The sequence below is a fragment of the Pseudomonas sp. JBR1 genome, assembly GCF_028198185.1.
Taxonomy (GTDB): Bacteria; Pseudomonadota; Gammaproteobacteria; order Pseudomonadales; family Pseudomonadaceae; genus Chryseomonas; species Chryseomonas oryzihabitans_E.
Map to the genome: position 1 here is coordinate 3,131,566 of NZ_CP116340.1, position 12,451 is coordinate 3,144,016.

General features: G+C 64.8%; 9 protein-coding genes. 5 read left to right on the forward strand and 4 right to left on the reverse strand.

The annotated features are described in order from the left end of the window. Positions 1-37: 37 nt before the first annotated feature. The 4 genes from PJ259_RS14520 to thiI form a co-directional block, all read right to left on the reverse strand. A complete protein-coding gene (locus tag PJ259_RS14520; protein WP_271653294.1) occupies positions 38-1,975 on the reverse strand; it encodes an autotransporter domain-containing SGNH/GDSL hydrolase family protein in 1,938 nt (645 codons plus the stop codon). Positions 1,976-2,536: 561 nt separating this feature from the next. Next, positions 2,537-2,926 (reverse strand): lysozyme inhibitor LprI family protein, encoded by a 390-nt coding sequence (locus tag PJ259_RS14525; RefSeq protein WP_271653295.1) that lies wholly within the window; start codon positions 2,924-2,926, stop codon positions 2,537-2,539. A 145-nt stretch (positions 2,927-3,071) separates the two neighbouring features. Continuing rightward, positions 3,072-4,889 carry a translational GTPase TypA gene (typA, locus tag PJ259_RS14530; RefSeq protein WP_059316519.1) on the reverse strand — a complete coding sequence of 606 codons (1,818 nt, stop codon included), beginning with the start codon at positions 4,887-4,889 and terminating at the stop codon, positions 3,072-3,074. Between the two features lie 156 nt (positions 4,890-5,045). Next, a complete protein-coding gene (gene thiI, locus PJ259_RS14535) occupies positions 5,046-6,500 on the reverse strand; it encodes a tRNA uracil 4-sulfurtransferase ThiI (RefSeq protein ID WP_059316520.1) in 1,455 nt (484 codons plus the stop codon). A gap of 385 nt (positions 6,501-6,885) precedes the next feature. Between thiI and glnA the strand changes: the two genes are divergently transcribed. From glnA to ntrC, 5 genes are all read left to right on the forward strand, one after another. Beyond that, positions 6,886-8,292 (forward strand): glutamate--ammonia ligase, encoded by a 1,407-nt coding sequence (glnA, locus tag PJ259_RS14540; protein WP_059316521.1) that lies wholly within the window; start codon positions 6,886-6,888, stop codon positions 8,290-8,292. A 158-nt stretch (positions 8,293-8,450) separates the two neighbouring features. Beyond that, positions 8,451-8,969 (forward strand): DUF4124 domain-containing protein, encoded by a 519-nt coding sequence (locus PJ259_RS14545; protein WP_271653296.1) that lies wholly within the window; start codon positions 8,451-8,453, stop codon positions 8,967-8,969. Then, positions 8,969-9,607, forward strand: a complete 639-nt coding sequence (locus tag PJ259_RS14550; protein ID WP_059316523.1) for a DUF4124 domain-containing protein — start codon at positions 8,969-8,971, stop codon at positions 9,605-9,607. The genes PJ259_RS14545 and PJ259_RS14550 overlap by 1 nt, the downstream gene beginning before the upstream one ends. Before the next feature lie 171 nt (positions 9,608-9,778). Then, a complete protein-coding gene (gene glnL, locus PJ259_RS14555; protein WP_059316524.1) occupies positions 9,779-10,843 on the forward strand; it encodes a nitrogen regulation protein NR(II) in 1,065 nt (354 codons plus the stop codon). A 12-nt stretch (positions 10,844-10,855) separates the two neighbouring features. After that, positions 10,856-12,286: a nitrogen regulation protein NR(I) gene (gene ntrC / locus PJ259_RS14560; RefSeq protein ID WP_271653297.1), complete on the forward strand. Its 1,431-nt coding sequence runs from the start codon at positions 10,856-10,858 to the stop codon at positions 12,284-12,286. Positions 12,287-12,451: the final 165 nt, after the last annotated feature.

Below are 12,451 nucleotides of genomic sequence, written 5' to 3' on the forward strand. Positions count from 1 at the left end.
GCAAGGTCGGCGGGCTATCCCCGGGCTGGGCCCGTGCTTAGAAATCCAGCGACAGGCCCAGCCCTACGCCCTGCTGATGGGTATCACCCGCGCCGGCATAGCTGTAGCCGCCGCGCAGGGTCAGCTCCGGGGTCAAGCGCTGGACCACGCCCAGACTCAGGCGCGTACGGTCGCTGTCCGGCTGGTAGCCATCCAGGGTGTAGTCCAGACCCGGCACGCTGTTCAGGCGCATGGTCACATCGCGAGTGCCGTCGGCGAATTCCCGTTCGCGGCCCACATCGGCGAACAGCGCCGTGGCCGGTGCGAGTTGCCAGCGGCCCTGCAGGCCCAGCCCGAGGCGCCGCGAGGTGCTCGACTGGTCGTCGAACTCCAGGGCCGTGGCATCGCTGCCGCGCTCGCGATAGCCATCCACCTGGACGCGGGCATAGTCGGCGCTCACGTAGGGACTCAGGTGCCAGGGACTGCCAGCCGCCGCCAGGTCATAGCCCAGGCGCACCGAGAGGGCACGCAGATCACCATCGGTATCGCCCTGCTCGCTGCGCGTGGTCGGGCCGAGGGCGAAGCGCCGGCTCAGGTCGTCATAGTCCAGGCGGCCACCGGTGGCGGTGAGATCGCCCCAGAGGCGCTCGCCCTGATACTGGGCGAAGGCGCTGAGCAGATAGCTGTTCAGGCGATAGTCGGAATCGGCCGCACCGGGCTCCAGGTGCTGCCGCGCGACCCCGGCGGCGACACCGAGGCGCCATTCCTCACTGAGTCGATAGCTGCCGCCCAGGTCCAGGCTGTAGCCGTTGCCATCGCCACCGGCTGTGCTGCGCTGGTCGTCGACGTCCAGCCGCCGCGCGCTGGTATCCACATAGCCCTGCCAGCGCCCCACCGGCTGCCAGGCGTGCCAGTCGCCCAGCCAGCGCTGGTGCAGGCCGTCCTGGTGCGCCCTCAGGGTGGACTGAGCCATCTCTGGCAGCAGAGTGACCTCCCAAGGCGCCGCCAGCAGCGAATAGGCGTAGTCGGCGATCAGCCGCTGCCCCGTGATGGTCGGGTGCACGCGATCGTTGAACAGCAGCTGGCTGGGATCGGCCGCGGCGGCGCCTAGCCCGTAGGTGGTGTTGCGGGTGCAGTTGTCGCCACTGAAGCAGGTTCCGGTGAGATTCTGCCCGGTGGCCAGCCCATAGCGTCCGGGTTCCGCCACCACCTCGGCGAGCAGTTGCGGCACGTTGAGACCGATGATCTCCGCGTCGATGCCCGCCAGCCGCGTCACCAGGGCCTGGTTGTAGACCCGGCTCAGGGCCGAGGTGGCCGCTTGCTGCGGCGAACCGGCCAGGGCCGGGGTCTGGCCGATGTCGGGCAGCAGCCAGACCACCAGGTGGCGGGCCCCGGCCTGCTGCAACGCAGCGACGCCGTCACCCAGACGATTGGCCGCGGCCGCGGCGGTCGCCGGCGAGGTGACCAGCCCTTGGAGGAAGTCGTTACCGCCACCGCTGATATAGAACAGAGTGTTGGGATCCAGGCTCAACCCCTGGCTGGCAAGACCGGGCAGATAGCCATCGCGGCTGCGCAGGGTCAGGCCGCCAACCGCCACCGTCGAGCCGTTGGCGGCGGTGATCGAATCGCGGATCTGCGCCGTGGTGTAGCCACCCACCGCCCAGTTGTCGCCGTCGCTGAGCCCCAGCAGCCGATTGATCACCGAGGTCGAGGCGTCCAGGGTGCGGGCATCGAAGCCCAGCTGCTGGCCAAGCAGGATCGAGGACACCGGGCCGGTCACCGCGCCGCTCGCCGGGCTGTAGCCGGGGCCGACACGATTGGTGAACCTGAGGCTGGCGCCATTGACCCCGGTATCGGGAAATTGCCCGGCGTCCAGCAGGCTGTCGCCGAACACGGTGAAGCCACTGTAGGGATTGGGAGCCGCCTGCACGGTTGCCGCGAGCGTCGTCGCCAGGGCGATGGCCAGCGGCAGGCGTTGCCTGAGGAAAGATGTCATGCCTGCATCCTGATTGTTGTTATGGGAGCACGCGTCAGGGCGTGTAGCCCCACGCTAGACGGTTTTTGTGACGTTGTATCTGGGTGTGAACAAAAACTTGCAAGACGTTCATGCCGTCTGGACGGCATGCCAGACGGCTGTCGATAGTTCGACTAGGGCGGCCCGCCATGACTGTCGAGTCTGCTGATCAACCAGTGGCAGCACTCATGGGGATGATGACGCTGAGCGCCCGCTGGGATAGCCCCCTCTCCCCGGGGAGAGGATTAAGGGAAGGCCCCCTGGCAGTGAGTCCTCAGTGGAAAAGGCTGCGCCGTTTTCCACGCTAAGATTTTCTCCGGGCGATGACGCTGAGCACCCGCTCGGATAGCCCCCTCTCCCCCAGGGAGAGGGTTGGGGTGAGGGTCCCTTGCCAGTGAGCCCCTAGTGGAAAAGGCTGCACCGTTTTCCACGCTACGGTTTTCTCCGTGGCGACGGCGCTGAGCGCCCGCTCGTATAGCACCCTCTCCCTCTGGGAGAGGGTTGGGGTGAGGGAACGGCGAGATCCCTATCCCGCCAGCTACCTCACTGCCCCAGCTTGCCGGCCTCGCAGCCGGTGCTGGCGCACTCGCGCAGACGCTCCTTGAGCGTCTCCACACGGCTTTCGGTCAGGCTGACGGCGCAGTCCAGGTTGACGAAGTAGCCATCGGCCTCCTCGCGGGCGCACTGGCTGTCGCGCTGCTTGATCCAGGCGAGTTGCCCCTGCTTGAGCAGCGCCTGCTGATCGGCCGGCAGTTGCTTGCGCAGTTCGCCATAGGTCTGATTCAGCGACTTGTCGCTCTGGGCGAACAGGGTGCTCGCGCAGTAGACGGTGTCGAAGGCGTTACGGGGCGTCCCGCACCCGGCGGCTTGGGCATTGGCGAGCGCGAAGAGACTCGCCAGCGTCAGGGTGGCGACAAGGGTGGTTTTCAACATGGCAGCATCCTGCAAGGGGGCCGTCCGGAGTGGCGCGACCATGAGACCAAAGCTAGCAGAGCCGCCGGTTGCGCGCGTGGCGCCTGCTGAAAAACAGCCAACAAAAAAGCGCCCGAAGGCGCTTTCCTGTACTACCCGAGCGGGATCAGACCTTGGAACGCTCGAAGCGCTTGCGGTCGTTCTCGTTCAGGTACTTCTTGCGCAGGCGGATGGACTTGGGCGTCACTTCCACCAGCTCGTCGTCGGCGATGAATTCCAACGCCTGTTCCAGGGTGAACTTGATCGGCGGCACCAGGGCGATGACTTCGTCCTTGCCCGAGGCGCGCATGTTGTCCAGCTTCTTGCCCTTGGTGGGGTTGAGCACCAGGTCATTGTCACGGCTGTTGATGCCGCACAGCTGGCCTTCGTAGATCTCGTCGCCCGGAGCCAGGAACAGCTTGCCGCGGCTCTGCAGGGTTTCCAGCGAGTAGGTCAGCGCGGTACCGGTGGCCATGGAGACCAGCACGCCGTTCTGACGGTTGCTCACTTCACCGGCCTTGATCGGGCCGTAGTGGCTGAAGGTCGAGGTCAGGATGCCGCTGCCCGAGGTCAGGGTCAGGAAGTTGTTACGGAAGCCGATCAGGCCACGCGCCGGGATGGTGTACTCCAGGCGGATACGGCCCTTGCCGTCGGGGATCATGTTGGTCAGATCGCCCTTGCGCAGACCCATCTGCTCCATCACCGAGCCCTGGTGCTGCTCTTCGATGTCGATGGTGACGTTCTCGTAGGGCTCCTGCTTCACGCCGTCCTTCTCGATGATCACCACTTCCGGACGGCCCACGGCCATCTCGAAGCCTTCGCGGCGCATGTTCTCGATCAGTACCGACAGGTGCAGCTCGCCACGGCCGGAGACCTTGAACTTCTCGGCCGACTCGCCCGGCTCGACGCGCAGGGCCACGTTGTGCAGCAGCTCCTTGTCCAGACGGTCCTTGATGTTGCGGCTGGTGACGAACTTGCCTTCACGACCGGCGAAGGGCGAGTCGTTGACCTGGAAGGTCATGCTCACGGTGGGCTGGTCGACGGTCAGCGGCGGGCGGGCTTCGACGTTCTGCGGATCGCACAGGGTGTCGGAGATGAACAGCTCGTCCATGCCCGAGACGCAGACGATGTCGCCGGCTTCGGCTTCGGCCACTTCCACGCGCTGCAGGCCGGAGTGGCCCATGATCTTGAGGATACGACCGTTGCGCTTGCTGCCGTCGTCGCTGATGGCCACGACCGGGGTGTTGGCCTTGATGCGGCCACGGGCGATACGGCCGATGCCGATCACGCCCAGGAAGCTGTTGTAGTCCAGCTGGGAGATCTGCATCTGGAAGGGACCGTCCAGATCGACCTGGGGGGCCGGAACGTGGTCGACGATGGCCTGGAACAGGGCATCCATGTTGTCGTCCATCTTCTCGTGGTCCATGCCGGCGATGCCGTTCAGGGCACTGGCGTAGACGATCGGGAAGTCCAGCTGCTCATCGGTGGCGCCGAGGTTGTCGAACAGGTCGAAGATCTGGTCGATGACCCAGTCCGGACGCGCGCCGGGACGGTCGATCTTGTTGACCACCACGATCGGACGCAGGCCGGCCTTGAAGGCCTTCTGGGTCACGAAGCGGGTCTGCGGCATGGGGCCGTCCTGGGCGTCGACCACCAGCAGCACGGAGTCGACCATGGACATCACGCGCTCCACCTCGCCACCAAAGTCGGCGTGGCCGGGGGTGTCGACGATGTTGATGTTGTAGTCCTTCCACTTCAGCGCGGTGTTCTTGGCCAGGATGGTGATGCCACGTTCCTTTTCCTGGTCGTTGCTGTCCATCACCCGCTCGTTTTCCGCTTCTTTGCGGTCCAGGGTGCCGGACAGGCGCAGCAGCTTGTCGACGAGGGTGGTCTTGCCATGGTCGACGTGCGCGATGATGGCGATGTTGCGTAGATTCTCGATCACAGTGGTGTTCTCGGTATAGAAATGAAGGAGCTTCAGCCAGCAGGCTGACAGCCGGAGATTGCAAAGGCGCGAAACGCGGCCGACCGGTATGTGGCCGGCGGCTAGGAGAGGTCGGGAGGGCGGTGGCGGATACTGCCACCCAACAGGCCCGGCTGCTTAGGCCGGACGATAAACGCGCACATTGGCGTGCCCTTCGGTGAGCAGGTGATGGGCATGCAGCCGGCTCATCACCCCGCGGTCGCAATAGAGAAGGTACTGGCGATTCTCGTCCAGTTCCTTGAAACGGCTGTTCAGCGCGAAGAACGGCATGGTCTGCACCTCGATGCCGGGCAGCTCCAGCGGCAGGTCTTCCTGGGCGTCGGGATGGCGAATGTCCACCACGATCTGCCCGGGCAGCGGCTGGTCCACCTCTTCCACCTGCACGTCCTTGCCCAGCTCCTCGATCACCTTGTCGACGGTGATGAAGCGGGCGCGCTCCAGCGCGGCGTCGAGCACCGCCATGTCGAACTTGCCTTCCTCGTGCTCCACCCGCAGGGCCTTGGCCTTGGTGGTGGGATTCACCGAGATGATGCCGCAGTACTCGGGCATGTGCTTGGCGAAGTCGGCGGTGCCGATGCGCTGGGCGGTATCGATGATGTCCTGCTTGTGGCTGGCCAGCAGCGGGCGCAACACCAGGGTATCGGTGGCCTTGTCGATCACCGCTAGGTTGGTCAGGGTCTGGCTGGAAACCTGGGAGACGGCTTCGCCGGTCACCAGCGCCTCGATCTGCAGCTGCTCGGCGATGCGACTGGCCGCACGCAGCATCATGCGCTTGAGGATCACGCCCATGTGGCTGTCGTCGCACTGGGTGAGGATCTGCCCCACCACTTCCTCGAAGGGCACGCTGATGAACAGCACCCGCTGGGAGCGCCCGTACTTCTCCCAGAGATAGTGGGCCACTTCCATCACGCCCAGCTCGTGGGCCCGCCCGCCGAGATTGAAGAAGCAGAAATGGCTGACCATCCCGCGCCTCATCATCTGGTAGGCGGCCACGGTGGAGTCGAAGCCGCCGGACATCAGCACCAGCACCTGCTCCAGGGCGCCCAGCGGATAACCGCCCAGGCCTTCGTGATGCTCGTCGATGATGAACAGCTGCTGGTCGCGAATCTCCAGGCGAACGTTCACCTCGGGATTCTTCAGGGCGATGCCGGCGCCGCCGCAGCGCTCGCGCAGGCCGCCGCCGACATAACGCTCCACGTCCATCGAGGAAAAGTCGTGTCGACCGGCGCGCTTGCAGCGTACCGAGAACACCTTGCCGCGTACCCGCTCACCGAAGTGGCGCTCGCACAGCGAAAGGATGGTCTCGAAGTCACCCAGCGGATACTCGTGCACCTCGAGGAACTGGCCGATGCCAGGGGTGCAGGCCAGGCGCTGCTTCATGTCCGCCAGCACCCGTGGCTCGCTGATCGCGGTCTCGAGCGAGATGTTGTCCCAGACCCCCTCCACGCGGACATCCGGATCCAGATCGCGCAGCACGACACGAATGTTCTTCACCAGTTGGCGAATGAAATTCTTGCGCACCGGGCGACTCTTGATGGTGATTTCCGGAAAGACCTTGATGATGAGCTTCATGAGCGGGAAACGGGGGGCGGGTAACGCGAAAGAAAAGGGCGAATATCATACCTGAAAACCATCGAGCACTCGAATTCAACCGACAAAATCACCTCTGGCGCCATTTGAGTGCAGGGACGGATTTCAATGCACTAAATTGGTGCACAGATACGGCCTCGACTGGCCTGAAAACGGCATGGGAGGCGCCAGGAAGGCCCTCCAGCCCATTTGGGGGCACTGGCATACAACTTGCTCTCTTGTGAGGCAGCCGCCCCTGGGCCAGCATAGGGCGCTTTTCGTGGAACGCCGGTCATGGACCAGGCAATACGGGAGCGCCCCTCAAGGGCACAGCTGATACCGGGAGTACCGCCAACCGCTCCCGGCCGAAATTCCTCTGGAGGAAACCATGTCGAAGGCTGTTCAACTGATCAAAGAAAACGACGTGAAGTGGGTAGACCTGCGCTTCACCGACACCAAAGGCAAGCAGCAACACGTCACCATGCCGGCGCGTGACGCGCTGGACGAAGACTTCTTCGCCCACGGCAAGATGTTCGACGGCTCCTCCATCGCCGGCTGGAAAGGCATCGAAGCCTCCGACATGATCCTGCTGCCCGACGACAGCACCGCCGTTCTGGATCCCTTCACCGAAGAGCCGACCCTGATCCTGGTCTGCGACATCATCGAACCCTCCACCATGCAGCCCTACGAGCGCGACCCCCGTGGTATCGCCCGTGCTGCCGAGGAGTACCTGAAGTCCACCGGCATCGGCGACACCGTGTTCGTCGGCCCGGAGCCCGAGTTCTTCATCTTCGACGAAGTGAAGTTCAAGTCGGACATCTCCGGCTCCATGTTCAAGATCTTCTCCGAGCAGGCCTCCTGGAACACCGACGCCGACTTCGAGTCCGGCAACAAGGGCCACCGCCCGGGCGTCAAGGGCGGCTACTTCCCCCTGCCGCCGGTCGACCATGACCACGAAATCCGTACCGCCATGTGCAACGCCCTGGAAGAGATGGGCCTGGTCGTGGAAGTTCACCACCACGAAGTGGCGACCGCTGGCCAGAACGAGATCGGTGTGCAGTTCAACACCTTGGTCAAGAAGGCCGACGAGACCCAGACCCTGAAGTACGTCGTGCACAACGTGGCCGATGCCTACGGCAAGACCGCCACCTTCATGCCCAAGCCCCTGTACGGCGACAACGGCTCCGGCATGCACGTGCACATGTCCATCTCCAAGGATGGCAAGAACACCTTCGCTGGCGAAGGCTATGCCGGCCTGTCCGACACCGCCCTGTACTTCATCGGCGGCATCATCAAGCACGGCAAGGCGCTGAACGGCTTCACCAACCCGTCCACCAACAGCTACAAGCGTCTGGTGCCCGGCTTCGAAGCACCGGTCATGCTGGCCTACTCGGCCCGTAACCGTTCCGCCTCCATCCGTATCCCCTATGTGTCGAGCCCGAAAGCCCGCCGCATCGAAGCCCGCTTCCCGGATCCGGCTGCCAACCCCTACCTGTGCTTCGCCGCCCTGCTGATGGCCGGCCTGGACGGTATCCAGAACAAGATCCACCCCGGCGATGCCGCCGACAAGAACCTGTACGATCTGCCGCCGGAAGAAGGCAAGAAGATCCCGCAGGTCTGCGGCAGCCTGAAGGAAGCCCTGGAAGCCCTGGACGCCGGTCGTGCGTTCCTGACCAAGGGCGGCGTCTTCACCGACGAGTTCATCGATGCCTACATCGAGCTGAAGTCCGAGGAAGAGATCAAGGTGCGTACCTTCGTGCACCCGCTGGAATACGATCTGTACTACAGCGTCTGATCCCGCTGCGGTAAGCGAAAGGCCTCCCTCGGGAGGCCTTTTCTTTGCGCCACGAAAAGCCGTCGCGACCGACGCAGCGCCACGCATGCCAAGTTGCCTACCGGCGCACGCGGCGCGCCTGCTACCCTTGGTATCCATCGCCCGGCCGAGATCCTGCCATGCCTCGCCTGCTTGCCTCCTGTCTGCTCTGCCTCGCCTGCTCCGCCCAGGCCGCGATCTACAAGTCGGTGGATGCCGAAGGTAACACGGTGTTCAGCGACCAGCCCTCGGCCAATGCCAAGCCCGTGCAGGTGGCACCTACCAATACCGTGGACAATCCGCGGCCGGCGCCGCCCATCCCCAATGCCCCCACGCCATCGACACCCACGGGCCCGGCCTTCAACCGCCTGGAGGTCAATGTGCCCGACGATGAGGCCATCCGCGCCAACAACGGTACCTTCTCGGTGGGCGTGTCCGTGGAGCCGGCCCTGGGCCCGGGGCAGTCGCTGCAACTGCTGGTGGATGGCGCGCCCTATGGCAGCCCGGGTCAGAGCACCCGCTTCGGCGTGGCCAACCTGGAGCGTGGTGAGCACCGCTTCGCCGCCCAGGTGCTGTCGGGCAATGGCGAGGTGATCCAGACCAGTGCCGAGAAGACCGTTACCGTGCAGCGCATCAGCGTCAACAGCCCGGCCCGCTGATGCGTTCGCTCCTGACCCTGTTGCTGCTGTGCCTGCTGCTGCCTGCCCAGGCGGCGGTCTATAGCTACGTCGACAAGGAAGGCAATCGGGTCTACACCGATCAACCGCCCAAGGGTGTGAAGGCGACGCCGGTACCACTGAGCACGCCCAACAACCTCAACCAGCAGGGCCAGCCGACCCGCAAGCTGAGTCCGACTCCCACCGCGCCGGTGGCCAGGACGCCCAAGGCCGCGCCCTTCCGCTACCAGATGCTGCGCATCCTGGTACCCGAGCCCGACGCCACGGTGATCGATCAGCAAGGGCAGCTCATCGTCAGCCTGGTCAGCGAGCCGGAGCTGCAGCCGGGTCACAGCTACCGGCTGCTGGTGGATGACAGGGAAGCCGGCGTCGGGCGCAGTCCGGTGTTTCCCCTGGACAACCTGGATCGTGGCACCCATAGCCTGGTGGCGGAGATCCTCGCCGCCGACGGCAATGTGCTGGAGCGTACGCCGGCCCAGCCCTTTCACCTGCGGCGTCCCTCCCTGGAGCAGAAGCGCCGCGCCCATCCCTGCACTGACAAGGATTGGGGCAAACGTCCGGAATGTCCGCTGGACATGAAACCGCCCGAAGCCAAGAAATCCTGGCTACCTTTCCTCTAGCGCACCTCTTTGGTGCGCTTTTTGTCCATGCACCATCTTGAGACAAATCCTGCAGGGACTACCGGCCCGCGCGGCGGCTGTTAGTGCACGTTGCAGGCATCTGCCCTAACTCGGGGCGTCTTGGTTTGCTTCTTGCATTTTCCTATCGTCCCTATAGCGCTGTGGCCCCTCATGCCTACCGACGTCATCCACCGGCTCCTGCTCGACAACCTCACGACCGCGGTCATCCTGCTCGATGCGGAGCTGCGTCTGGAGTACATGAATCCGGCGGCCGAGATGCTGTTGGCCATCAGCGGCCAGCGCAGCCACGGCCAGTTCATCAGCGAGTTGTTCACCGAGTCGCCCGAGGCCCTGCAGGCGCTGCGGCAGGCGGTCGATCATGCCCACCCCTTCACCAAGCGCGAGGCGCTGCTGGTCTCCACCTCGGGCAACAGCCTCACGGTGGACTATGCGGTGACCCCCATCCTGGACCGCCACAACACCCTGCTGCTGCTGGAAGTCCATCCGCGCGACCGGCTGCTGCGCATCACCAAGGAGGAGGCACAGCTCTCAAAGCAGGAGACCACCAAGCTCCTGGTGCGCGGCCTGGCCCACGAGATCAAGAATCCCCTGGGTGGCATCCGCGGCGCAGCCCAGCTACTGGCCCGCGAGCTGCCCGAAGAATCACTCAAGGACTACACCAACGTCATCATCGAGGAAGCGGACCGGCTGCGGAATCTGGTCGACCGCATGCTCGGCTCCAACAAGCTGCCGAAGCTTTCCACCACCAACGTCCACGAGGTGCTCGAACGGGTCTGCAGCCTGGTGGAAGCGGAAAGCCAGGGCCTGATCAATCTGGTACGCGACTACGACCCGAGCATCCCCGACCTGATGATCGATCGGGAGCAGATGATCCAGGCAGTGCTCAACATCGTGCGCAACGCCATGCAGGCCATCTCCCAGCAGAACGAACTGCGCCTGGGCCGGGTGACCCTGAGAACCCGTACCCTGCGCCAGTTCACCATCGCCCATCACCGCCATCGCCTGGTGTGCAAGGTGGAGATCATCGACAACGGTCCGGGCATTCCCCAGGACCTGCAGGAAACCATCTTCTATCCCATGGTCAGCGGTCGCCCCGACGGCACCGGCCTCGGGCTCGCCATCACCCAGAACATCATCACCCAGCACCAGGGGCTGATCGAGTGTGAAAGCCATCCTGGCCACACCGCCTTCAGCATCTTCCTGCCGCTGGAATAACGAGGAGTACGCATGAGCCGTCAGGAGACCGTCTGGATCGTCGACGACGACCGTTCCATCCGCTGGGTCCTGGAAAAAGCCCTGCAACAGGAAGGCATGACCACCGTCGCCTTCGACAGCGCCGATAGCGTCATGACCCGCCTCGGTCGTCAGCAACCGGACGTGGTGATCTCGGACATCCGCATGCCGGGGACCAGTGGCCTGGACCTGCTGTCACGCATCCGCGAGATGCACCCACGGCTGCCGGTCATCATCATGACCGCCCACTCCGACCTGGACAGCGCCGTGGCTTCCTACCAGGGCGGCGCCTTCGAATACCTGCCCAAGCCCTTCGACGTCGACGAGGCCGTGGCCCTGGTCAAGCGCGCCGGGCAGCATGCCCAGGAGCAACAGGGCTTCGCCGAGCCGGAGCACCTGACCCGCACCCCCGAGATCATCGGCGAGGCGCCGGCGATGCAGGAGGTGTTCCGCGCCATCGGCCGCCTCTCGCACTCCAACATCACGGTGCTGATCAATGGCGAATCCGGTACCGGCAAGGAGCTGGTCGCCCACGCTCTGCACCGCCACAGCCCGCGTGCCACCGCGCCCTTCATCGCCCTGAACATGGCCGCCATTCCCAAGGACCTGATGGAGTCCGAGCTGTTCGGCCACGAGAAGGGGGCCTTCACCGGTGCCGCGGCCCAGCGCCGGGGCCGTTTCGAACAGGCCGACGGCGGCAGCCTGTTCCTCGACGAGATCGGCGACATGCCGGCCGACACCCAGACCCGCCTGCTGCGCGTGCTGGCCGATGGCGAGTTCTACCGTGTCGGTGGCCATACCCCGGTCAAGGTCGACGTCCGCATCATCGCCGCCACCCACCAGAATCTCGAAGGCCTGGTGCGCGAGGGCAAGTTCCGCGAAGACCTCTTCCACCGCCTCAACGTCATCCGCATCCACATCCCGCGCCTGGCCGACCGCCGCGAGGACATCCCCGCCCTCGCCCGCCACTTCCTCGCCCGCGCCGCCCAGGAGCTGGCCGTGGAACCCAAGACCCTGCGCAGCGAGACCGAGGAATACATGAAAGGGCTGCCCTGGCAGGGCAACGTGCGCCAGCTGGAGAACACCTGCCGCTGGATCACGGTGATGGCCTCCAGCCGCGAGGTGCTGATCGACGACCTGCCACCGGAGCTGCTCAACCAGCCCCAGGACGCCGCCCCCGCCGCCAACTGGGAACAGGCGCTGCGCCAGTGGGCCGACCAGGCCCTCACCCGCGGCCAGTCCAGCCTGCTGGACAACGCCGTGCCGGCCTTCGAACGCATCATGATCGAGACCGCCCTCAAGCACACCGCCGGCCGCCGCCGCGACGCCGCCGTGCTGCTCGGCTGGGGACGCAACACCCTGACCCGCAAGATCAAGGAGCTGGGCATGAAGGTGGATGGGCCGGATGAGGAGGGGGAAGACTGAGGCTCTCTACCGTGCCGTAGGTTGGGCTGAGCGATAGCGAAGCCCAACGCTTTGTTTTGGCTTAGGGTAGGGTTAGGTTGCCCTAACTGATTATCGTGTTTTGCTGATGGCTCTTGTTTCGCCTGGCCGGCGACTCACTTTTCTTTGCTTGCGGATCGCCGCCCG

What these genes read in the sequence shown, in the direction of transcription:
- PJ259_RS14520 (WP_271653294.1), bottom strand. Translation starts at nt 1,975, where the DNA reads ATGACATCTTTCCTCAGGCAACGCCTGCCGCTGGCCATCGCCCTGGCG.
- PJ259_RS14525 (WP_271653295.1), bottom strand. Translation starts at nt 2,926, where the DNA reads ATGTTGAAAACCACCCTTGTCGCCACCCTGACGCTGGCGAGTCTCTTC.
- thiI (WP_059316520.1), bottom strand. Translation starts at nt 6,500, where the DNA reads ATGAAGCTCATCATCAAGGTCTTTCCGGAAATCACCATCAAGAGTCGC.
- glnA (WP_059316521.1), top strand. Translation starts at nt 6,886, where the DNA reads ATGTCGAAGGCTGTTCAACTGATCAAAGAAAACGACGTGAAGTGGGTA.
- PJ259_RS14545 (WP_271653296.1), top strand. Translation starts at nt 8,451, where the DNA reads ATGCCTCGCCTGCTTGCCTCCTGTCTGCTCTGCCTCGCCTGCTCCGCC.
- PJ259_RS14550 (WP_059316523.1), top strand. Translation starts at nt 8,969, where the DNA reads ATGCGTTCGCTCCTGACCCTGTTGCTGCTGTGCCTGCTGCTGCCTGCC.
- glnL (WP_059316524.1), top strand. Translation starts at nt 9,779, where the DNA reads ATGCCTACCGACGTCATCCACCGGCTCCTGCTCGACAACCTCACGACC.
- ntrC (WP_271653297.1), top strand. Translation starts at nt 10,856, where the DNA reads ATGAGCCGTCAGGAGACCGTCTGGATCGTCGACGACGACCGTTCCATC.